This window comes from Leisingera sp. ANG-S5, from assembly GCF_000813925.1.
GTDB lineage: Bacteria > Pseudomonadota > Alphaproteobacteria > Rhodobacterales > Rhodobacteraceae > Leisingera.
In genome coordinates this window covers 264,988-285,339 of sequence record NZ_JWLH01000005.1, presented here as the reverse complement: position 1 = coordinate 285,339, position 20,352 = coordinate 264,988, and the positions used below count along the sequence as shown (strand labels likewise).

The following is a 20,352-nucleotide window of genomic DNA, read 5'->3' as shown; positions in this document are numbered from 1 at the left end:
CGAGCAAAACCTAGATCATGGCATTCAGGCGCAGCACCACACGCGGGTTCTCCCGGACCTCCAAGCTCCTTAGCGAGCAGATCCGCAAAGCGGGGGAAAGCCGCGGATTCGCGGTGTCCCGGCTGCTCACCCATTGGGAGGAGATCGCCGGGCCGGATATCGCTGCGATGGCACGTCCAGTGAACATCGGCTACGGGCGGGGCTCTTTTGGCGCGACGCTGACGGTTCTGACCACCGGGGCCAATGCGCCAATGCTGGAAATGCAAAAGGAACGCCTGCGCGAGCGGGTGAATGCGGTCTATGGCTTTAACGCCATTTCCAAGGTGCGGATCACGCAAACGGCACCGACGGGATTTTCCGACGGCCGCGTGGAATTCAAATATGCCCCCAAAGTGCAAGCGCCGCTGCAGCCGGATCCGCAGGATGCGGCAGAGGCCAGCAAGGCTGCCGAAGGGGTGGAAAACGATGATTTGCGCGCCGCCCTGGAACGCCTGGGGCGCAATGTGCTGACAAAACAGAAAACGCAAGGAAAGGGGTTCAAATGACCCGTTTGATGTCTGGTGTCTTGGCCGCGGTTGCGGTGGTTGCGGGCGGTTATGCCCTGTCGGGTTTGGGCAGCCAGAGCAATCTGCCTGCAAACCCGCTGGTCGGCGCGGCGGTCGCACAGGAAGCAGAAGTAGACACCTCGACCATCACCGAAATGACCCTGGGGGCGGAGGATGCGCCGGTCACGCTGATCGAATATGCCTCCTACACCTGCCCGCACTGCGCGAATTTCCACAACAACACATTCAAGCAGTTGAAAGCGGATTACATCGATACCGGCAAGGTGAAGTTCATTTACCGCGAGGTCTATTTCGACCGCTACGGGCTTTGGGCATCGATGATTGCGCGTTGCAGCGGGCCGGAGAAATTCTTTGGCATTTCCGACCTGATCTACAAAGGCCAGTCGGAATGGGCGCGGGCCGGCGGTGCGCCGGAGATCATTGATGAACTGCGCAAGATCGGCCGCCTGGCGGGCATCGAAAACGACCAGCTGGAGGCCTGTTTGCAGGACGGCGAGAAGGCGCAAACTCTGGTGACCTGGTATCAGGAAAATGCGACTGAGCATGGGATTGAATCCACGCCGTCCTTCATCCTGAACGGCGAGAAGGTTTCGAACCAGTCCTACGACGAGTTCAAGAAACTGCTGGATGCCGAACTGGAAAGCTGAGCGGCAGTAAGCTGATAAGCAAAAGCCCGGGCCATGTGCCTGGGCTTTTTGTTTGAGCAATTGCTGTCTTTTCGGCGGTCAAGGCGCAGGAGCAGCTGCTTTCAGCATGTCTTTCAGGCTTTCGTCACGGGCGATCTGCAGGCGGACAGGCAGAGTGATCACCCTGGATCGGAAACTGTCCGGCAGACGGACGGCGTCTTTTTCCGTTGTGACCAACTGGGCGTTCAGAAGCTTTGATTCATTGTCCAGCCGGTTCAGCAGCGCCGGGGTCAGCGGCTGATGATCGTCCAATGCCTCAGACCGGGCTATTTCGGCACCAAGGCTGCGCAGGGTGCTGAAGAACTTCTGCGGATGGCCAATGCCGGCAAAGGCCAGCACGCGGGTGCCGTTCCAGGGCATCCCGGTCTGCAACGGTTCCAGCGCGCCGGTGAAATGCGGCAGCCCCTGCAGATGGCTGCCCCAAACGTCCGTGAATGCTTTTTGGGCGGGCTCTGGCCCCAGCGACAGCACCGCGCCGGCGCGTTTCAGCCCTATGGCAACCGGTTCGCGCAGCGGGCCGGCCGGCAGGCAGCGGCCGTTGCCGAAACCGTGCTGGGCGTCGACCACAACAAGTGACAGGTCCTTGGCGACCGCAGGGTTCTGAAAGCCATCGTCCAGTACAATGACCGTCGCCCCGGCGCTGGCTGCAGCGCGGGCGCCCGCGGCGCGGTCCTTGGCGACCCAGACCTCGCCAAAGGCTGCCAGAAGCAGCGGCTCATCTCCCGTTTGCGCTGCCTTGTGCTTGCCGGGCATCACATGCACCGGCCCCTCCAGCGTTCCGCCATAACCGCGGGTGACCACATGCGGATCATGGCCAAGGCTGCGCAGGGCTTCCAGCAGCCAGATCACGGTTGGCGTTTTGCCAGTGCCGCCGGCATTCAGATTGCCCACGCAGATAACCGGCACACCGGGTGCAACCGGATTACCCTTGGACAGACGGGAGGCCGTTGCACGGGCATAGGCCCAGCCTAATGGTGCCAGCAGGGCGGACCGCAAGTCAAACTCCCCCGGCAGCTTGTGCCAGAAATCAGGTGCCCGCATTAGTGTCCTCGCGCTGGTCAAGAAGGGTCTGGATCTTTTCCAGTAGTGTGTCAGTGGTTGCGGCGCTTTCGGTGACGCTTTGCCAGCCGGCCAGGGCCATTTCGGCGGCTCTGTCTGGAGCTGATAAGGCAACAACGGTGTCTGACATCTCGTTGTGGGTCTGCACCTGAACCGCGGCACCGGCCTTGGTCAGCCTGTCATAAAGTTCACGGTGCGCGTGGATGCCGGGGCCATGCAGCAGCGCAGAGCCCAGAGCCGCGGCATCCAGGGGGGATTGACCCTGGGCAGCCGGATCAAGGCTGTTTGCGAGCAGGGCGACCGGCGACAACCGGTACCAGAGGCCGAGGTCCTCGCCGCCGGTGAGCAGAACCTGGTTGAAGTCTTCAGGCTCTCCGCCGTTTTCCCAGTCGGCAAAGGACAATCCGCTTTTCTGCAGCAGGCTGCGGGCCGCCTCAAGATCCGCAATATCGTCCAGCGCAACGACCAGCAGCAAGCGGTGCAGCAGACGCAGGGCATTGCGGTGAGCGTCCAGAACGCGGGACAGTTCATTCAGTTTGACGTGGGCCGCAAGCCAGACCGGGCGGCTGCCCAGGGTCTGCTGCATGGCGGCCAGTTCGTCGTCGTTGCACCCGGGCGGAATGGCCGATACACGCAGCTTGCCAGCCACTTCCAGCCGTTCCGCCGGAAAGCCCAGCCTGATGAGCCGGTCCCGCACAGTTTTGGATGGCGTCAGGATACATGTCAGCCCTTCCAGCATCCTGCGGCGCTGATCCGGCAGCCAGCGGCTGGTGCGGTGAGGCATTTCAGCGTCAAGAAGATCGGCCAGAAGTACACCGGTTCCCTGGTCACGCAGATGCCGCAGCAGGGTCCGGCGGGCTGGCGGGCCTGTCCAGATACAGGCATCGGGCCGCCAGTGCGCCACGAATTCGCGGGCTTCTGCCAATGTGTCCTCCGCCAGCGGGCCAACTGGAATGTCGCAGCCGACAGTGCCGGTCAGTCTCAGATCAGGCTCCCAGCTGGCCAGCACAGAGAGGTCCGGGCGCAGGGTCTTGAGACGGCGGCCTATGTCGCAGAGCGCGAGGTAGCGCTCTGGTGTTGTCGCGTGCACCCAGAGCACTTCACCCTTTGGACGGGGTTGCAGCACCGCAGAGCGGCTGGAATTTGTGCTTCGCCGTTGCATCTGTTTCGATTTGATTTTTCCGGCCAAAGGTAGCTGCAACATGCGGGTTTGTCTGTGAAAAGTTTACGTCCAGCCATTGCAGGACAGCTGAGACCGCTTAAGCCGGGGCAGGTTTAATGTCCAGCGATGCCGGGGCCTGCCGGGTCCAGGGCTGCGATAAGCGCCGTGTGCAGAGACGTATTTCCGGCAACCACGCCGTTCAGGCGGGGATGCGGGTTGTTGAAGCGCAGGGGCTTGCCTGACCTGTCTGAGATGGTGCCGCCTGCCTCGCGCACCAGTAAATCGCCGGCGGCAATGTCCCATTCCCAGCTGGGGCGCAGCGTCAGCATGGCTCCGAACCGGCCGTCGGCCACCTTGGCCAGACGGTAGGCCAGCGAGGGCCGGTAACTGCGGATGAATGCAGGCGGAGTGCCGCCCTGCCAGTGGTGCGGTTGCAGATTTGGCTTGGCGGCCAGAACCTCAGTATCTGCAAGTTCTGCCGCAGCCGAGATCCCGATCGGGCTGCCGTTGCAGGCTGCACCCTTTCCCTTGGCGGCAGTATACATAAGCTCACGTTGCGGCAGAAAAATCACCGCAGCCGTGACCTCGCCTGCTTCGGCAACCGCGATGGAATGCGCCCAGGTGCGGGAACCTTCGGCAAAGCTGCGGGTGCCGTCGATCGGGTCTATGATGAAAACCTTCTCGCGAGTCAGGCGGGCTGGGCTATCTTCGGTCTCCTCCGACAACCAGCCGTAGCCGGGCCGCGCTTGCTGCAACATGTCCTCGAGCATGGTGTTAACGGCCAGGTCGGCTTCGGTCACCGGACCCGCACCGCCTGGCTTGTCCCAGCGCTTGGCGTCGGGACCAGTGTAGCGGCACGCAATGTCTCCGGCCTGTTCCGCCGCTTTTACAAGCAGGGATAGGTCAGTTGCCGGCAAGGGTCATTCCTTCGACCAGCAGTGAGGGTACTACAGTGGACAGATGCGTGCGCGCGTCATTGGCCGGGATAATCCGGCGCAGCATATCGTGCAGGTTGCCCGCGATGGTGCATTCGTTGACCGGATAGGCAATCTCGCCGTTTTCCACCCAGAAACCGGATGCGCCGCGGGAGTAGTCGCCGGTGTTGGGGTTGATGGTGGAGCCGATCATAGACGTGACCAGCAGGCCGGTACCCATCTGGGCGATCAGGTCTTCACGGCTGGCATCACCCTGGGTCAGCGCGATGTTCCAGGTCGAGGGAGAGGGCACCCCGCCGATGCCGCGGGCGGCGTTGCCGGTGCTTTCCAGCCCCAGCTTGCGGGCAGAGGCGAGGTCCAGCGTCCAGCCGGTCAGCACACCGTTGTCCACCACGGTGCGTCTGCGGGTCGCCAGCCCCTCGCCGTCAAACGGGCGGGAGCCGGAAATGCGCGGGCGGTGCGGGTCCTCAACGACAGAGAGGGTTTCGGGCAGTACCTGCTGGCCCAGCGAATCCTTTAGCCAGGAGGAGCCGCGGGCGATTGCGGCGCCATTGGCGGCCGACATCAGATGGCCGATAAGAGAGGAGGAGATGCGTTCGTCGAACAGGATCGGGAAACTGCCGGTCTTGGGCTTGCGGGCGCCCAGCCGGGCGACCGCGCGCTCACCTGCAGTGCGGCCAATCTCTTCAGCGCTGCGCAGATCAGACTGGAAGGTACGGGAATCCCCGTCGTGGTCCCGCTCCATTCCTGTGCCGGTGCCCGCGATTCCGGTGCAGGACAGGGACCGGCCAGTGCGCTGATAACCTCCTGAGAAACCATTGGTGGCTGCCAGATGCACCACATGGCGGCCATATCCTGCGGCCGCGGACTGCACCTGAGTGATGCCGTCCACCGCCTGACAGGCGGCTTCGGCGGCTAGTGCATCCTGTTGCAAGGCAGAAGGCTCAGGTTCTCCGCTGGGGTCTTCCAGTTCCAGTGCAGCAAGATCCCAATCCTTGGCCAGCTGAGACGGGTCAGCGAGGCCTGCGTAGGGGTCTTCTGGCGCTTCCTTGGCCATTGCAACGGCGCGTTCGGCCATCGCTGCAATGGTTTCGGGCCGCATGTCGGAGGAGGAGACCAGCGCCTGGCGCTTGCCTATAAACACCCGCAGGCCCAGATCGGTGCCTTCGGAGCGTTCCGCGTGTTCCAGCTTGCCCTCGCGGACTTCGATGCTGAGAGAACTGCCCTCAGCGGCCATGGCGTCGGCGGCATCTGCGCCGGCCTTGCGGGCGGCGTCGATCAGGGCGTGGCAAAGCGCTTCGGGGGACTGGGTCATGGGCACCTTCTGTTCTGCTCTCTAAAAGAGCTATCCAGTGCAGCGCCATGCCGCAAGTGCGGGGTGCAAAAAAGGGGCCGCGCCAGGCGGCCCCTTTCGAGATCCGGTTCGGGATTTGACGGTTATTTGATGCGCTGGCCGTTGGCGAGCACCTGGCCGTCTTCGGTGACTTCGATCTTGGAGGTCAGGGTGTCCTCACCTTCGCCAGGGACTGCCAGCATGCCCATCATCATCCGCGCGCCCATAGCGTCGCTGTCGGACATCAGGCCCATGCCAATCAGCTTGTCAATCAGGGTGTTGGCGCCGACCAGTTTGAGGTTGGCCTCACCTGCCGGTGCCGGCATGCCGTCAAAGCTGGTCAGGTCTTCGTTGTTGAAGGTGAAATCACCGGTGCCGGTCAGCTCGGCGCCAGCCGCCGAGACCTGCAGTTGCTTCACGGTCAGCGCGTTCAGCTCACCCGGCTGTTCCTCACCTTTTTCCACGGCTTCCATGGCTTCCGGATCGAACAGGTCAAACAGCACCTTGCCCTTGCCGGCCAGGTCCAGAATGACGGTTGCCGGGTCATGCGGCAGCTGGCCGGTCGGGTCGACCATGCCCCACAGCATTTCCGGAACTGCAAAGTCGCGCAGGGTCACACCCAGGGCAAAGTCTTGCTCTTCTTCGGACTTGGCCAGCGGCATCATCAGTTTGAAGCCGGTCTCCGCCATGCTGAGCGCCAACGGGAACGGGATTTCGGAACCGGAAATGTTCACGTTGGTTGCAACCTGCGACACATCGTAGGTCAGGTGCTGCTTGTCCATCGAAACGGTGAAAGCACCACCTTGGGAATTGCTTTCCATGGCGAAGCTTTCGCTGCCGTCCACGCCAGAGAGGGAACCATTGCCACCGGTGAAGGTGAAGGTGCCGTCGAAGGCAAAGCCGGCTTCCAGCAGCGCGGCCATGTCGGGGCTTTCCAGCCCGTCTGGAACGGTGCCGGTACCGGTGAAGCTCAGGCCTTGCAGGGCGCCTTTGAACGCACCTGTGCCGTCGCCCTCGGGATCGTTGAAGCCCATGTCATAGCTGAGGCTGGAGGCGGTCATGGTCTGGTCGTAGCTGCGCCCCTCTGCAACCTTCATGGTGCTTTTGGTGGTCACGTCGTTCATTACGACCTGAACTTTCGCCACTTCTGCAGGCACAGGCTCGCCGTCCGCAGACAGTTCATCCAGCGTCATGGTCACCGTGGAGGAGCTGTAGTCATAGCTCATGTTTTCTGCATCACCTGCGACTTTCATCGGCGAGCCGTCGTGCGCATAGATCAGTTTGCCTGCAAAGGTTTCGCCGTCGCCGGAAAATTCAAAGCCCATCGGGAACTCGGCAGGCAGCATGACATTGACGGTGCCATCGCCGTTCTCAACGAACTGGATTTCCGGGAAGCTGATGGTGCCGGAGCCGTCTTCTTCGGGGATCGGCATGGCCATCGACACATCGGAAACGGTCAGGGTGCTGCCCGAAACGGCCTCAGTCCCGGATACGGTGTATCCGGTGCTGGTCAGATACGCCTTCCAGTCGGCCCAGACGTCCTGGGCGCTCAGATCGGCGAGGGCGCCTTGAGCGGAAACAACCAAAATTGCCGCTGCGGCACCGCCGCGCGCAAAAATTACGGACATTAGAGAACCTTTCTCTGAGAGATAATTGAACGCATCGTCGGCCCGGCGGGCGGTGCCGTCAAGGGGGCCTTGGGCTGGACCGTTCCCCCTAACCGCTTTACCACTTGGGTTATCAGTCACTTGGAGGTTGCGGGCATGGAATTCAACGGAAAAACAGTTGCAATTACAGGCGCCAGCCGCGGCATCGGGGCGGATGCGGCCCGTGTTTTTGCCGCTGCTGGCGCCAATCTGGCATTGCTGGCAAGGAGTGCGGGCGCACTGCAGGACCTTGCGGATGAGATCGGCAAAAATGTGCTGACATTTGCATGCGACGTTTCTGATTACGCTTCCGTGGAGGCCGCATTGGGCAAGGCAAATCAGGAATTCGGCAGCCTGGACGTTCTGATCAACAACGCGGGTGTAATTGAACCGATTGCCAGGCTGGAGGACGCTTCGCCTGAAGATTGGGGTAAGCTGATCGACATTAATCTGAAAGGTGTGTTCAACGGGATGCGGGCCGCGCTGCCGCTGATGAAGCCGGCGGGCGGCGGGACCATAATTACCGTCAGCTCGGGCGCCGCGCACCGGCCTTTGGAGGGGTGGAGTGCCTATTGTTCGTCGAAGGCAGGCGCGGCGATGCTGACCTCTGCGCTCGACCTGGAAGAACGCGGCAATGGCATCCGAGCCATGGGCCTGTCGCCGGGTACAGTCGCGACCCAAATGCAGCGCGAGATCAAGGCCAGCGGCATCAACCCGGTGAGCGAGCTGGACTGGGAGGATCATATTCCGGCTGAATGGCCGGCCCGGACCCTAATGTGGATGTGCAGACCGGATGCGGATGACTGCATAGGTCAGGAAGTCTCTCTGCGAGAAGACAGCATCCGCCAACGGGTGGGCCTGGTATGATCGGGCTGGAGATCGCGGAAAACGGTCTGTGGACTGTTACCATCAACCGGCCGGACAAGGCGAACTCGCTGACAGAAGCGATGCTGACGGAACTGGCGGAAATCGCCGAACGCGCGCAGGAGGCCCGCGGGCTGATCCTGACCGGAACCGGCAAGGTGTTCAGCGCCGGGGCCGACCTGGACGAAGCGCGGGCGGGCCTGGCGACCTCGCCGGTATGGGAGCGGCTGTCGGCGGCAATGGCTGCTGTTCCCTGCCTCAAGGTGGCTGCACTGAACGGTACCTTGGCGGGCGGCGCCAATGGCATGGTGCTGGCTTGCGATATCCGCATTGCGGTGCCGTCGGCCAAATTCTTCTACCCTGTGATGAAGCTTGGCTATTTGCCACAGCCTTCGGACGCGGGCCGGATGGCAGCACTGATCGGGCCTGCCCGGACCAAGGTGATCCTGGCGGCCGGGCAGAAGATCATCGCGCAGGAGGCATACGACTACGGCCTCGTAGACCGGATTGTGGAGCCTGAGGCCTTGCTGGATACGGCGGAGGACATGCTGGCACACTCGCTGGAGGCCAAACCGGAAATTGCGGCCGGGATCCTTAGGATGTGCCGGTGAAGCGGCTGTCCGGACTTCAGCTGCAGGTCGAAGACCCTGAGCGGTTGGCTGCATTTTATGCGGATGTGTTTGGCATGGAAGCGCGGGTTGAAGGTGAGACCTGGCGGGCCGGGTATGCGGGTGAGGATGCGGATCTGGTATTGCTGCCTGGCGGCACACGGGCTCCGCATACGCGCGATGAACGGTACTGGAAGATCGGTATTTGCCTGCCCGATCTGGACATTGCGTGTGAACACCTGCGGCAAAAGGGCATTGAGGTGTCAGCGCCGCATCAGTTCCGCGACATTGGCTATATGGCGCATCTGCACGATCCCGAAGGATTCTCCGTAGAACTCCTGCAGCATGATTTCCAAGGCAACCGGCCAGACGGTGCTGGTGATCCGGCGCTTCCGCTGGGCGGCGGTGCGCATGTCGGGCAGATCACTTTGCGGACCGGAGACATCGCGGCTGAGCTTGCCTTGCGTGCCGACATGAAACTCTTGTCAGTTCAGGATGTAGCGGAGTTCGGATTTGACTTGCATTTCCTTGCCTTTACCGAAGAAACGCCGCCAAACCCGGATCTGCAGTCCGTGGCGAACCGGGAATGGCTGTGGCGGCGCTCCTATACAACGCTGGAGTTCCAGCACATTCCCGGGGCGCAGTTTCGCGACAGCCCGGCCTTCATGGGGGTTGAAGTCAGTTAGCGCTTGCGCCGTTTGCCGGGCACGCGGGAGCGGAATTCGGGCGGGCGTTTCCGGATCCAGGCGATGAATTTCGCCAGCCGGGGGTGAGCCTGCAGCGCTTCCGGAGTGTTGAAGTCGCGGGCCAGCTCCGCCTCGGTCAGCGTGGCGTGAATCTCGCGGTGGCAGATGTCATGCAGCAGAACGGTTGGTCCGCCCTTGCCTCCTTTCAGTTTTGGGATCAGATGGTGCAGGCTTTGCGGCGCGCCCTTTGGGATTGGGCGGCCGCACAGCGGGCAGTTCGGATCAGACATGCACAGGCCTCAGCTGGTTTCGTGCGGGCACTAGACACGTCGGCGGCAAGGGCTGGCAAGGGGATGGCATGACAGAGGCGTGGGACGCTGTGGTGATCGGAGCCGGGCCAGCCGGGCTGATGGCTGCCGAAGAACTGGGCAGCGCCGGGCACCGGGTGCTGGTGGCTGAGGCCAAGCCGTCAGCTGCCCGAAAGTTCCTGATGGCGGGCAAATCCGGTCTGAATTTGACCAAGGACGAGCCTTTCGAGCAGCTGATTGCATCTTATGGAGAGGCCGCGGACTGGCTGGCGCCGATGATCCGGGCCTTTGATGCGCAGGCAGTGCAGGCCTGGGCGCAGGGGCTGGGGAGCGCGCTGTTCACCGGCTCCACCGGCCGGGTGTTCCCGAAGGTGATGAAGGCATCGCCGCTTTTGCGGGCCTGGCTGGGGCGCTTGGACCGGTATGGCGTGCAGATCCGCACCCGCTGGCGCTGGGCCGGCTGGGACGGTGCGGCACATGCTTTTGAAACGCCAAGTGGTTCGGTGCGGATTGAGGCAGGCGCTACCGTTCTTGCGCTTGGCGGCGCAAGCTGGGCGCGGCTGGGGTCGGACGGGGCGTGGCGGCCGCTGTTGCAGGAACGATCAGTAGAAGTTTCGCCATTCAAGCCTGCCAATGCCGGGCTGCTGGTGGAGTGGTCCAGGCATATGGCACCGCAATTCGGCCAGCCGCTTAAAGGGATTGCGCTGCGGGCGGGTGGCCAGGTTTCGCGCGGTGAAGCGGTAATTTCGCAGCGCGGGCTGGAGGGCGGCGGCATCTATTCCGTCTGTGCCGCAGTGCGGGAGGGTGCGGTGCTGCATATGGATCTGTTTCCGGATCTGGAAGAGGCGGAAATCGCCCGCCGCCTGTCGCGCCAGCGTGGCAAGGCGAGTTTCACGAACCACCTGCGCAAGACCTTGAAGCTGGCTCCGTCAGCTGTGGCGCTGCTGCAGGAATTCGGGCGACCGCTGCCGCAAGAGCCAGCGGCACTGGCGCGGTTGATCAAGGCGCTGCCGGTGAAACACGCAGGTTTGCGCCCGATGGACGAGGCGATTTCGACCGCGGGCGGCGTTAGCCGCGATGCTGTGGATGGCAACCTGATGCTGAAACAAATCCCCGGAACTTTCTGCGCCGGGGAGATGCTTGATTGGGAAGCCCCGACGGGCGGTTATTTGCTGACCGCCTGCCTGGCGACTGGGCGCTGGGCGGGGCGGGGGGCTGCGGAATATTTGGCCAGTGCCGCAACCCGCTGAAACGCAGGGCGTTCCCGCATCCGTTTGCCGTAGTCCTGCAGCTTTTCACCCTCGACCGGAAACTTGGCGCTGCGCGCCCAGTTCAGGCAATGGGTGCAGATGATATCGGCGATGGTGAACTCTTCCCCCATCAGGAAGGGGCCGGCCATTTTGTCTTCGAGATGGGCCAGGTTGTGGGCGAATTCCCACTTCAGGCTGCCTTTCACTTCCGGCACCCGCTGCTCCTCAGGCAGGATGAAGCTGTGCCGGGCCGCGGCCCAAAGAACGGCGTCGATCTCGTCCAGCAGGAGATGGGTCATTGCGTCCTGTCTTGCGCGCGCAATCGTTCCCGCAGGAGCCGTCAGCGCGCCGTGTTTGTCAGACAAGTAGGTAAGAATGGCTGTGGAATCGGTGATAACTTCACCTTCAGCCTGAAGCACTGGCACCTTGCCCGAGACATTCAGCGCCTGCACTTCAGGGCTGCGGGGCCCATGCAGGTTCAGCTGATAGGGCTGCCCAAGCTCCTCGAGCGCCCACAGCACCCGGAAAGTGCGGGTGAGAGGGGTGCCAATGACCGTATACATCATTCTTCTCCTGTTGGTTCCCGTCCAAGATGGGCAGCAACAGCGGGAGGATCAAGCAGGACGGAGCGTTGGCAGCTCAGCGGGCGCGGCTGAGCATGGCAAGCCGGATCAGGGCGCGTTCCATCAATGCCAGCGCTGGGGCAGTCTGCCCGGCAGAGCGCAGCGCCAGATCGGTGTCGGTAATGATCGTCAGCGCTGTTTCCAACCGGTTTGCGCCCCAGTTTTGCGCCTGCCGCAGCATCCGGTCGCGGCGTTTGCCATAAAGCGGCGGGCGCAGCTGGCCGATGCCCTGGGCCGGGCCGCCGGGTGCCGAGGCAATGGTGTAAAGCGTGCGGAAATGCCGGGTGGCACCAATGCAGAGGGTTACGGCGTTGGTGCCCTGCGCCTGCAGACGGCGGATCAGCGGTCCGATTTCGGGGCTGCGGCCCTCAGCCACCACATTGAGCACGTCATCCAGCGCAGCTTCGGTTGATTGCGGGGCCACGGCGCCGATGTCGTCCAGTGACAGCGGGCTGCTGTCGCCGTGCTTGTAAAGCGCCAGCTTCTCGATCATGCGGGAAAAGTCGCCGGGGCCGATGTCATTGGCGATGTCGGTCAGCGCCGACATGCTGTCGCCGGGCACGTCGCGGATGCCAGCCTCGCCCAGAATGCGTTCGATCTCGGCACGCGAAGGCGGGTCGTCGTAAATGCCAACCGCATAGGCGTTGCTGTGGCCCTCAAACGCCTTGCGCAGCTTGGAGGACGCTTTCAGCTGGCCTGCCGTAACCACGATCTGGGCGTCGCCGAGCTGCCATTCTTCAAGCGCTGCAGTGATTGCGGGGGTGGCTGTGTCATTTGCGCCCTCGACAAACACCGCACGGACACCGGGAAAGAACCCGACCGCCTTGACCGCGTCCAGCAATTGCGCCGGATCTTTGCGCAGGTCGCTGCCGGGCAGGCGCGTCAGGCGCATTTCTTCTTCTGCGCCGGGGCCAAGCAACGCCGCCAGCACCTGCTGCCGCTTCAAGGACACGCGCATTGCGTCGGCGCCATAGATCAGGATGCCGGTCTTGCCCGGATCCGGCTTGGCGAAATAGCCGTCCGCTTCGCGTGGTGAGAGCTTCATTCAGCCGCAGCGGAGAGATCCGCGGTTGCCAGGATCTGTGCGGTGATCTGATCGGCCAGTACGGCCATAAGCCGTTCATGCGCATCCCGTTCCCCGGCCAGTGTTTCCACGGTGGAACCGGTAGCAGAGTAACCGGTGAAGTTCCGAACTGTGCCGCTGGAGGTGACCTTGCCATCCGAAAGACGGGTCAGCGAATACGCTGCGGTGCCGATCACCGAATACCGGGTGATCTCATTGTCCGCTGTGATCGCTTGCCCCTCTTCCCGGGTGCTGAGTGTCAGGTCCAGCTTGTACGCGGCACCACTGCCGCGGCCGAGCCGTTGTTCCAGGTTCTGCACGAGAAAATAGGCATCAGAGCCGCTTGCGCCTTTGATTTCTTCCGGTGCCTGCACTTCGATATTGTCATGCAGTTCTGCCCCGGTTCCGCCGGGGGCGTAAACCGGAGTGAAGCCGCAGGCCGCTACCACCAGGGGCAGGGCCAGCAGCAGGGTTCTGCAGTTAAGCAACGACATTCACAATCCGGCCTGGCACCACAATTACCTTTTTCGGCGCGGCGCCATTCAGCGCCTTCTGCACAGCTTCGTGTGCCAGTGCAAGTTTTTCAACCTCGGCTTTGTCCAGATCCTTGGCGACTTCGATTTCGCCGCGGCGTTTGCCGTTGATCTGGATCGGCAGGGTGACTGTGTTCTCGACCAGCATCGATTCGTCGGCAACAGGCCAAGGCGCGGTGGCGCAAAGGCCCTCGCCGCCCTGATGGTTCCAAATGTCCTCCGCCAGGTGCGGGGTCATTGGCGACATCAGCTGCGCAAGCGTCATGATCGCTTGTTTTTGAATCTTGGCGCTGGCTTTGGATTTGGCGAGCGTGTTGGTGAAGGCATAGAGCTTGGCAATTGCAGCGTTGAAACCGAAGGAATCAACACCCAGGGTCACGTCCCGGATGCACTTGTGCATCTCGCGCAGCAATTCTTGGTCGCCTTCACCAGCCGCTTCCGGGTCCATCTCCCCAATACGGTCGCACAGGTTCCAGACCCGGTTCAGGTGCTTGTAGGCCGCCTCAGCGCCTGCTGCGGTCCATTCCACGTCACGCTCGGGCGGGGAATCAGACAGTACAAACCAGCGCGCGGTGTCAGCACCGAAGGACGAGATGATGTGCAGCGGGTCCACCACGTTGTTCTTGGACTTGGACATCTTGGCGGAGGGTATGATTTCTACCTCTGTGCCGTCCTTTAGGAAGCCCTTGCCGTCGCGCAGCTCCACTTCCTCGGGGTAGTGGTAGACCGGGCGGTGGTTTGAACCGGTGGTCTTGTAGATTGCGTGGGTCACCATGCCCTGCGTAAACAGCGCATCAAACGGCTCGATGGATTTCTCCGGCAGGTGACCGCAGATCTGCATCGCGCGGGCAAAGAAGCGCGAATAGAGAAGGTGCAGAATCGCGTGCTCGATGCCGCCGATGTACTGGTCGACGTTCATCCAGTATTCGGCCTCGGCCATGTCGGTGGGGGTTTCTGCGCGCGGAGCGGTGAAACGGGCGAAATACCAGGACGAATCCACAAAGGTGTCCATGGTGTCGGTTTCGCGCTGGGCCGGCTTGCCGCAGGACGGGCAGGCGCAGTTGCGCCAGGTCGGGTGGCGGTCCAGCGGGTTGCCCGGCACCGAGAAGTCGATGGCCTTGCCGCCCTCATCATAGGGCAGGGCGATGGGCAGATTCTCTTTCTTCTCGGGAACCACGCCGCAGTCTTCACAATGCACCACGGGAATTGGGCAGCCCCAATAGCGCTGGCGTGAAAGGCCCCAGTCGCGCAGGCGGTATTTGGTGACGCCCTGGCCCCAGCCGGCCTTTTCGGCAAAGTCGACGGTCGCGTTGATTGCGTCTGAAACGACGCCCATGGAGAAAACTGGAAAGTCTATGTATTCGAAATCTGTTGAATCCTGCCGGATAGACTGAATCAGCTTAAGCAACTTAAGTGTGTGGGGTGAGGAGGCCTTGATGGCGCGCTCCCGCGTGCCAAAGGTCTCAGCGATCGTTCCGATCCAAACGAACTCAACCTCGCCACCTTCAGGTGTTTCAAATGCCCAATAGGATTGTTTGCTATTGTCGAGTTCGAGAATGGAAATGAGTTCTTGGTGTTCAGGCAGGGAAGGGTCAATTTCGGTTGCGCCAATCGGTTTATATGCCAGCTTTACCGGCAGATCATACTTGCGGCAGAAGTCGAGGTCGCGTTGGTCATGCGCCGGGCAGGCGAAGATTGCACCGGTGCCGTAATCCATCAGGATGAAGTTGGCGATCCAGACGGGCAGTTCCCACTCCGGGTTCAGCGGATGCTTCACACGGATGCCGGTGTCATAGCCCAGCTTCTCGGCGGTCTCGATGGCTTCCTCAGTGGTGCCGCCCTTGCGGCATTCGGCGACAAACGCGGCAACCTCTTCCGATTCGGTTTCCAGCGCCTTGGCAATCGGGTGATCAGGCGAGATGCCGACGAAGGACGCACCCATCAGCGTGTCGGGGCGGGTGGTGTAGACCTCAATCGGTTCTGCGCCATCGGTGCGCTCAAACGAGAACTGCAACCCGCGCGATTTGCCGATCCAGTTTTCCTGCATCAGGCGGACCTTGGCGGGCCAGTTCTCCAAGCTGTCCAGCGCTGACAGCAGCTCTTCGGAGAAATCGGAAATCTTGAAGAACCATTGGGTCAGCTCGCGCCGCTCCACCAGCGCGCCAGAGCGCCAGCCGCGGCCGTTCTCGACCTGCTCGTTGGCAAGCACGGTCATGTCGATGGGGTCCCAGTTCACCACCGCATTCTTGCGGTAGACAAGGCCCTTTTCCAGGAAGTCGAGGAACAGCGCCTGCTGCTGGCCGTAATACTCCGGATCGCAAGTTGCGAACATGCGGGACCAGTCCAGGGAAAGGCCCAGCGGTTTCATCTGCTCGACCATCGTGTCGATGTTCGAATAGGTCCAGTCCTTGGGGTGCCCTCCAGAGGCCATCGCGGCGTTTTCTGCCGGCATGCCGAAGGCGTCAAACCCCATCGGGTGCAGTACGTTATGGCCGGTGGACAGCTTGTAACGCGCGATCACGTCGCCCATCGTGTAGTTGCGCACATGGCCCATGTGCAGCTTGCCCGACGGATAGGGGAACATCTCCAGCACATAATACTTGGGCTTGCCGCCAGTACGCTTGGCCTGGAAAATTCCGGCCTCGTCCCAGGCCTTCTGCCATCGTGCTTCGATTTCAGGAGCTATGTAACGCGGCATCAGAGCTGTCCTTTGCATGAAAACGCCGGGCTTCGGGCCCGGCGCTTCTGATAATGGGGTTTGGCTGGCGTTTCCAGAGGGCGCGGGGTCAGAGTTTCTTGTCTGCAATCCGCAGCTGGCGCGCGCGGGACAGAATAGCGTCCTCGACAGCGCGAGTGGTGCTGGCGCTGACCGGACCGCCCTTGGACTGCAGCGCGACATTCAGGGAACGCGCGTCCAAAGCCGGGTCCTTGATATGGATCGTCGCCCGATAGGAGCGGCCGCCGCCAGGCGGGGTGCCATAGCCAGTCACGATGACACCAGTGAATGGATCAACCGACTGCACCGGAAGGAAGCTCAGCACATCCAGGCTGGCCGTCCAAAGGTAGCGGTTCACCTGCACAGTCTGGTCCGGCTTGGCATTCAGAAAGTCAAAGACGGAGGACTTGGTGGCAGCACCCTGCACCTCTTCCTTGTGGCTAGTTGTCCGGGCCGTGCTTGCTGGTGCTTTTCCGCCCCGGCCGCCGCAAGCCGCGAGGCTGAGACAGATCGCGCTGATCACTGTTACCCGCAGGGTCTTTCCGTATTTCATAACCGCTCCCGGAGCCAATTTCTGCGCGAACACCTAACGCAAGCCGCGCCGGCTGAGCAAGGGCTTTGGCTTCTATGACTCTGCTCCTGTGAGGCATTTTCAGGTTAACCAGCTTGCTTGCGTGCGGATCAGGGCCGTTTCTGGCGCTCGAACGGGGCGGACTGTGGCAAAGCTGCACCATCCCGGACCGCATCGTTTCACCTGACTTTCCCAAGCCTTGCCAAAACGGGGGTGAAAGAGCGAAACCCCTTGGCATACCCACGCCGGATTCCCCGGTTTGGGCATAGGATTAGAAAACCGAGGGAAAAACATGAAAAAGGTTCTCTTCGCGACTACCGCGCTGATCGCCACCGCAGGCATGGCCGCGGCAGAAGTCAAAGTGTCCGGCTATGGCCGCTTTGGTCTGGACTGGAACGAAGCAAACGACGTTGTTGCCGGCCGTTCCGACACCAACATCACCAGCCGTTTCCGTCTGCAGTTCGACGCGTCGACCGAAACCGACGGCGGCGTGACCGTTGGCGGCCGTATCCGTGCCCAGGCTGAAAGCCGTGACGGCACTCCGGGCACCGCAGCATGGTCCGCACCGCAGTTCCACGTCGCATACGGCGGCCTGCGTGTGAACGTTGGCAACATCTGGGGCGCGATCGACTCCGCACCGGGCCTGTACCTGAACACCACCTCCGTTGGCACCGGCATCGACGGCATGGGCTTCAACTCCCTGGCCATCGGCAACAGCTTCGCTTGGGACACCTTCACCTCCGCAGGTGCTGGCCGTAACGGCATTGAAGCCATCTACTCTGCTGGCGGCTTCACCGGCCACGTGTCCTACTCGCAGTCCAACGGCGGCACCGTTGCCGGTTCCGCACAGGGCCTGGAGCGCACCGCAATCATGCTGAGCTACTCCTTCGGTGACTACTTCGTGACCGGTGCATACCAGTCCGAAGACAACAACACCAACACCGTGACCTTCAACAACGGCGCTGTCGAAAGCCAAGGTGACGGCCTCGGCTTCTTCGCCATCGGCGGTGACTTCGGCCAGTTCGGTGCAACCCTGTCCTATGGTACCACTGAAGAAGCTGATGCTGTGACCCTGGCAGGTGAAGCGGAAATCGGCGCAGCCTCCACCATCGTTGGCTGGGTGAGCTCCACCGACGTCGACACCAACGTGGTTGCTGGTCAGACCCGCACCGACGGCACCGCCTTCGGCATCAACTACGAGTATGACCTCGGCGGCGGCGTGACCTTCGTTGCTGGCTATGTGAACACCGCAGCAGCCACCAACGAAAACTCCCTGCAGGCAGGTCTGCACTTCAGCTTCTAAGCTGAAGCACGCCTAGCGTGACTTTCGGGGCGGGTTCCTTCGGAACCCGCCCTTTTCTTTTGCCCTTAACATTTCCAGCCAAACAGTGTTTTTTGCGGCCAAACAGTGATGAGGCCGGACCCATGCCGCTTGCAGAGATTAAATCCAGAATTGCCAAGGCCGAGAGCAAGGCTGGCCGTGAACCGGGCAGCGTGCAGCTGATTGCGGTGTCAAAGGTGCAGCCGAACGAGCGGGTGCAGGCGGTGCTGGAGGAAGGCCACCGCTGCTTTGGCGAGAACAAGGTGCAGGAAGCGGCCGGAAAATGGCCGGGGTTCGCCGAGCAGTTCGACGGAATTGATCTGCACCTGATCGGCCCCTTGCAAACCAACAAGGCGCGCCAGGCGATGGAGCTGTTCAACAGCATTCATTCAGTGGACCGTCCTAAGCTGGCCAATACAATCGCCCGGCTGGCGCAGGAACTGGGGAAATGCCCGGACCTTTTTGTGCAGGTGAATACCGGCGAAGAAGAGCAGAAGGCTGGCGTGATGCCGGCCGATGCAGATTCATTTATCTCCGAGTGCCGCACGCTGGACTTGCCGGTTAAAGGCTTGATGTGCATCCCGCCGGTGGATGAAGAGCCGAGTCTGCATTTCGCGCTGCTGGCCAAGATCGCCGAGCGCAACGGCTTGCAAGGTCTCTCGATGGGTATGAGTGGAGATTTCGAGTCAGCAATTGCCCTTGGTGCAACGCACGTTCGGGTCGGGTCGGCAATTTTCGGCGACCGCACCTACTGAGTTATAAAAGTTCTCAGAACACTTTTGCCAAGACATTGAAAGGCCGGGGTTGCTTCAAGTCCCGGCCAGTTCTGGAACTATGACCCGTGTGCCAATTTGAACCCGGGCGGCGAGCCAATGGAGGTCCTGTCTGGAAAAGGCGACACACCCTTCGGTGGGGTAACCGGGGCGGCGCCACTGATGGATGAAAATGGCCGACCCTCTGCCTGGAATGGCATCCGGCCAGTTCCAGTCGGTAATCAGAACCAGATCGTACAGCGGATCTGCCCTGCGCAGTTTTTCATGACTGAAACCGTAGGGAGCCCGCACTTGCAGATTGTAGCTGCAATGGCGGGGATCATCCGACCATAAATCCCTGGGACCGATGGGTTTTGCCCATTGCGCCGGCCGGGACAAGCGATCCGGGCGGTAGAACATTGCAGCGATTCTGTGCGTGCCGACCGGCGTTGCGCCGTCGCCTTCACGCTTGTTGCCTGACAGCCCGCCTTTGCCGATTGCGCAGGGCAATACACGGCCCATAAACCGGACGCCGGCCCGGGTCAGGACAAGATCCGCAGGAGTCATTACAGCATGTGTCCTGACTTGCGGGCTTTAGTGGCAAGGTAATGCTGGTTATGGGCATTTTCACCAACTTTCAGCGGCACCCGTTCGGCCACCTGAATGCCCGTTTTCTCCATCATGGCGATCTTGTTCGGGTTATTGGTTAGCAGCTTCACCTGTGAAAAGCCCATCTTCTTCAGGATGGCCGCGCCCAGCCGGAAATCCCGCTCGTCATCCTCAAAGCCCAGTCGGTGGTTGGCTTCCACTGTGTCAAAGCCCTGATCCTGCAGCGAATAGGCCCGCATCTTATTGGCCAAGCCGATGCCGCGGCCCTCCTGGTTGAGGTACAAAAGTACGCCTGCGCCTTCGGTTCCCATCTGTGCCAGTGCGCCGTGCAGCTGCGGACCGCAGTCGCATTTGAGGGACCCCAGAACGTCGCCGGTGAAACAGGCGGAATGGAGCCGGGCGAGCACCGGTTTGCTGCGGTCGGGGCGGCCGATTTCCACCGCATAGTGCTCCTCAGCGCCATCTTCAGGGCGGAAGATATGGAGCCTGCCAGCTTCGGCGGCCGTCATCGGCAAGCGGGCTGCTGCTACCGGATGCAGCGGAGAGCTTTCGCTCAGCAGCGGTTCAGCTGCCAGTCGTGAAACGGCGGTCAGGCCGTGGGATGCAGCAAAGGCCGACGGATCACTGATGGGCACCAGCGCGGCAGCAGGCAAAAGGCGGGCGGATTTCGCTAGGGCAATCGCCAGCCGGTGCAGGTCCGCGCTGCCGCCGCGCTGGCTGGACAGCGGGCCTTTCATTGGCGTGTTCAGATCATCTGCCGGGTCTGCCAGGGCCAGGATCCAGTTCAGCCCTTCGGTCTCCGGGACGCATACACGGGCGGTATCCTCGTCGTAAACCCGCGCCTTCAGCGTTTCCGCCCGGCGGGCCGTTAGCGCCAGAGACAACGGGCCCAGGGACCGCATGTCAGACAGGCGCGTCTCAGTCAAAGCTTCCACTGCAATTGCCAGCGCAGCCTCGCGGCCGTCCGTCAATACTACCGGAAGACCCATGCGCAGATCGACCCGGGCGCGGGCCAGCAGTTCGATCATGGTGGGCATCAGGCTCATGCGGGGGTCCTGGTG

At 61.9% G+C, this 20,352-nt stretch carries 20 protein-coding genes and 2 pseudogenes; 8 read left to right on the top strand and 14 right to left on the bottom strand.

What is annotated here, in order from left to right; all coding sequences use genetic code 11:
* Nucleotides 1-17: 17 nt before the first annotated feature.
* The gene (locus RA25_RS09645) at nt 18-545 is read left to right on the top strand and encodes a DUF721 domain-containing protein (RefSeq protein ID WP_019297604.1); all 528 of its coding nucleotides are present in this window, start codon (nt 18-20) and stop codon (nt 543-545) included.
* Nucleotides 542-1,213, top strand: coding sequence for a DsbA family protein (locus RA25_RS09640; protein WP_039171841.1), 672 nt, complete (start codon nt 542-544; stop codon nt 1,211-1,213). Before RA25_RS09645 ends, RA25_RS09640 begins: the two co-directional genes overlap by 4 nt.
* A 78-nt stretch (nt 1,214-1,291) precedes the next feature.
* On the opposite strand, the gene lpxK is transcribed toward RA25_RS09640, so the two are convergent.
* The 5 genes from lpxK to RA25_RS09615 form a co-directional block, all read right to left on the bottom strand.
* The gene (lpxK, locus tag RA25_RS09635) at nt 1,292-2,293 is read right to left on the bottom strand and encodes a tetraacyldisaccharide 4'-kinase (protein ID WP_039171838.1); all 1,002 of its coding nucleotides are present in this window, start codon (nt 2,291-2,293) and stop codon (nt 1,292-1,294) included.
* Nucleotides 2,280-3,473: a 3-deoxy-D-manno-octulosonic acid transferase gene (locus tag RA25_RS09630; RefSeq protein ID WP_039171835.1), complete on the bottom strand. Its 1,194-nt coding sequence runs from the start codon at nt 3,471-3,473 to the stop codon at nt 2,280-2,282. Before RA25_RS09630 ends, lpxK begins: the two co-directional genes overlap by 14 nt.
* 113 nt (nt 3,474-3,586) lie before the next feature.
* Entirely contained in the window at nt 3,587-4,390 is an 804-nt protein-coding gene (locus tag RA25_RS09625) for an inositol monophosphatase family protein (protein WP_019297608.1), read from the bottom strand.
* Nucleotides 4,377-5,723, bottom strand: coding sequence for a TldD/PmbA family protein (locus RA25_RS09620; protein WP_039171833.1), 1,347 nt, complete (start codon nt 5,721-5,723; stop codon nt 4,377-4,379). The genes RA25_RS09625 and RA25_RS09620 overlap by 14 nt, the downstream gene beginning before the upstream one ends.
* A gap of 122 nt (nt 5,724-5,845) precedes the next feature.
* Nucleotides 5,846-7,369 carry a DUF2125 domain-containing protein gene (locus RA25_RS09615; protein WP_039147449.1) on the bottom strand — a complete coding sequence of 508 codons (1,524 nt, stop codon included), beginning with the start codon at nt 7,367-7,369 and terminating at the stop codon, nt 5,846-5,848.
* A gap of 135 nt (nt 7,370-7,504) precedes the next feature.
* Between RA25_RS09615 and RA25_RS09610 the strand changes: the two genes are divergently transcribed.
* From RA25_RS09610 to RA25_RS09600, 3 genes are read left to right on the top strand one after another with little or no spacing between them, the layout of a single operon-like run.
* On the top strand, nt 7,505-8,254 hold the full coding sequence (locus RA25_RS09610) for an SDR family oxidoreductase (RefSeq protein ID WP_039147803.1): 750 nt from the start codon (nt 7,505-7,507) through the stop codon (nt 8,252-8,254).
* Nucleotides 8,251-8,862, top strand: coding sequence for an enoyl-CoA hydratase/isomerase family protein (locus RA25_RS09605; RefSeq protein WP_039171830.1), 612 nt, complete (start codon nt 8,251-8,253; stop codon nt 8,860-8,862). Before RA25_RS09610 ends, RA25_RS09605 begins: the two co-directional genes overlap by 4 nt.
* On the top strand, nt 8,859-9,545 hold the full coding sequence (locus RA25_RS09600; RefSeq protein ID WP_039147802.1) for a VOC family protein: 687 nt from the start codon (nt 8,859-8,861) through the stop codon (nt 9,543-9,545). The genes RA25_RS09605 and RA25_RS09600 overlap by 4 nt, the downstream gene beginning before the upstream one ends.
* Here RA25_RS09600 and RA25_RS09595 read toward each other — a convergent pair.
* Nucleotides 9,542-9,835, bottom strand: a complete 294-nt coding sequence (locus tag RA25_RS09595; protein ID WP_019297614.1) for an HNH endonuclease — start codon at nt 9,833-9,835, stop codon at nt 9,542-9,544. The genes RA25_RS09600 and RA25_RS09595 overlap by 4 nt on opposite strands.
* Before the next feature lie 68 nt (nt 9,836-9,903).
* Here RA25_RS09595 and RA25_RS09590 point away from each other — a divergent pair, with 68 nt between their 5' ends.
* Nucleotides 9,904-11,103, top strand: coding sequence for a TIGR03862 family flavoprotein (locus RA25_RS09590; RefSeq protein WP_039171826.1), 1,200 nt, complete (start codon nt 9,904-9,906; stop codon nt 11,101-11,103).
* On the opposite strand, the gene RA25_RS09585 is transcribed toward RA25_RS09590, so the two are convergent.
* From RA25_RS09585 to RA25_RS09565, 6 genes and pseudogenes are all read right to left on the bottom strand, one after another.
* Nucleotides 11,019-11,666: a glutathione S-transferase family protein gene (locus tag RA25_RS09585; RefSeq protein ID WP_039171822.1), complete on the bottom strand. Its 648-nt coding sequence runs from the start codon at nt 11,664-11,666 to the stop codon at nt 11,019-11,021. The genes RA25_RS09590 and RA25_RS09585 overlap by 85 nt on opposite strands.
* A 76-nt stretch (nt 11,667-11,742) precedes the next feature.
* On the bottom strand, nt 11,743-12,771 hold the full coding sequence (gene holA / locus RA25_RS09580; RefSeq protein WP_039147446.1) for a DNA polymerase III subunit delta: 1,029 nt from the start codon (nt 12,769-12,771) through the stop codon (nt 11,743-11,745).
* On the bottom strand, nt 12,768-13,283 hold the full coding sequence (gene lptE, locus RA25_RS09575) for an LPS assembly lipoprotein LptE (protein WP_019297618.1): 516 nt from the start codon (nt 13,281-13,283) through the stop codon (nt 12,768-12,770). Before lptE ends, holA begins: the two co-directional genes overlap by 4 nt.
* Nucleotides 13,270-14,634 (bottom strand): annotated as a pseudogene (locus RA25_RS23460) (class I tRNA ligase family protein); the annotation flags it as partial. The gene lptE and the pseudogene RA25_RS23460, both read right to left, overlap by 14 nt.
* A gap of 320 nt (nt 14,635-14,954) precedes the next feature.
* Nucleotides 14,955-16,020: pseudogene (locus tag RA25_RS23455) on the bottom strand (class I tRNA ligase family protein); the annotation flags it as partial.
* A gap of 88 nt (nt 16,021-16,108) precedes the next feature.
* The gene (locus tag RA25_RS09565; RefSeq protein WP_039147440.1) at nt 16,109-16,591 is read right to left on the bottom strand and encodes a DUF3576 domain-containing protein; all 483 of its coding nucleotides are present in this window, start codon (nt 16,589-16,591) and stop codon (nt 16,109-16,111) included.
* Nucleotides 16,592-16,901: 310 nt separating this feature from the next.
* Here RA25_RS09565 and RA25_RS09560 point away from each other — a divergent pair, with 310 nt between their 5' ends.
* On the top strand, nt 16,902-17,912 hold the full coding sequence (locus RA25_RS09560) for a porin (protein WP_019297621.1): 1,011 nt from the start codon (nt 16,902-16,904) through the stop codon (nt 17,910-17,912).
* A gap of 122 nt (nt 17,913-18,034) precedes the next feature.
* Nucleotides 18,035-18,685 carry a YggS family pyridoxal phosphate-dependent enzyme gene (locus RA25_RS09555; protein WP_039171814.1) on the top strand — a complete coding sequence of 217 codons (651 nt, stop codon included), beginning with the start codon at nt 18,035-18,037 and terminating at the stop codon, nt 18,683-18,685.
* A gap of 54 nt (nt 18,686-18,739) precedes the next feature.
* Here the strand turns inward: RA25_RS09555 and RA25_RS09550 are convergent, their stop codons facing one another.
* Both RA25_RS09550 and ribA read right to left on the bottom strand, forming a co-directional pair.
* Nucleotides 18,740-19,249 carry a L,D-transpeptidase family protein gene (locus RA25_RS09550; RefSeq protein ID WP_039147436.1) on the bottom strand — a complete coding sequence of 170 codons (510 nt, stop codon included), beginning with the start codon at nt 19,247-19,249 and terminating at the stop codon, nt 18,740-18,742.
* Nucleotides 19,249-20,337 (bottom strand): GTP cyclohydrolase II, encoded by a 1,089-nt coding sequence (ribA, locus tag RA25_RS09545; protein WP_019297624.1) that lies wholly within the window; start codon nt 20,335-20,337, stop codon nt 19,249-19,251. Before ribA ends, RA25_RS09550 begins: the two co-directional genes overlap by 1 nt.
* Nucleotides 20,338-20,352 lie beyond the last annotated feature (15 nt).

Coding starts and splice junctions, on each gene's coding strand:
- RA25_RS09645 (WP_019297604.1), top strand. CDS start 18: ATGGCATTCAGGCGCAGCACCACACGCGGGTTCTCCCGGACCTCCAAG.
- RA25_RS09640 (WP_039171841.1), top strand. CDS start 542: ATGACCCGTTTGATGTCTGGTGTCTTGGCCGCGGTTGCGGTGGTTGCG.
- lpxK (WP_039171838.1), bottom strand. CDS start 2,293: ATGCGGGCACCTGATTTCTGGCACAAGCTGCCGGGGGAGTTTGACTTG.
- RA25_RS09630 (WP_039171835.1), bottom strand. CDS start 3,473: ATGCAACGGCGAAGCACAAATTCCAGCCGCTCTGCGGTGCTGCAACCC.
- RA25_RS09620 (WP_039171833.1), bottom strand. CDS start 5,723: ATGACCCAGTCCCCCGAAGCGCTTTGCCACGCCCTGATCGACGCCGCC.
- RA25_RS09615 (WP_039147449.1), bottom strand. CDS start 7,369: ATGTCCGTAATTTTTGCGCGCGGCGGTGCCGCAGCGGCAATTTTGGTT.
- RA25_RS09610 (WP_039147803.1), top strand. CDS start 7,505: ATGGAATTCAACGGAAAAACAGTTGCAATTACAGGCGCCAGCCGCGGC.
- RA25_RS09605 (WP_039171830.1), top strand. CDS start 8,251: ATGATCGGGCTGGAGATCGCGGAAAACGGTCTGTGGACTGTTACCATC.
- RA25_RS09595 (WP_019297614.1), bottom strand. CDS start 9,835: ATGTCTGATCCGAACTGCCCGCTGTGCGGCCGCCCAATCCCAAAGGGC.
- RA25_RS09590 (WP_039171826.1), top strand. CDS start 9,904: ATGACAGAGGCGTGGGACGCTGTGGTGATCGGAGCCGGGCCAGCCGGG.
- RA25_RS09585 (WP_039171822.1), bottom strand. CDS start 11,666: ATGTATACGGTCATTGGCACCCCTCTCACCCGCACTTTCCGGGTGCTG.
- holA (WP_039147446.1), bottom strand. CDS start 12,771: ATGAAGCTCTCACCACGCGAAGCGGACGGCTATTTCGCCAAGCCGGAT.
- lptE (WP_019297618.1), bottom strand. CDS start 13,283: ATGTCGTTGCTTAACTGCAGAACCCTGCTGCTGGCCCTGCCCCTGGTG.
- RA25_RS09565 (WP_039147440.1), bottom strand. CDS start 16,591: ATGAAATACGGAAAGACCCTGCGGGTAACAGTGATCAGCGCGATCTGT.
- RA25_RS09560 (WP_019297621.1), top strand. CDS start 16,902: ATGAAAAAGGTTCTCTTCGCGACTACCGCGCTGATCGCCACCGCAGGC.
- RA25_RS09555 (WP_039171814.1), top strand. CDS start 18,035: ATGCCGCTTGCAGAGATTAAATCCAGAATTGCCAAGGCCGAGAGCAAG.
- RA25_RS09550 (WP_039147436.1), bottom strand. CDS start 19,249: ATGACTCCTGCGGATCTTGTCCTGACCCGGGCCGGCGTCCGGTTTATG.
- ribA (WP_019297624.1), bottom strand. CDS start 20,337: ATGAGCCTGATGCCCACCATGATCGAACTGCTGGCCCGCGCCCGGGTC.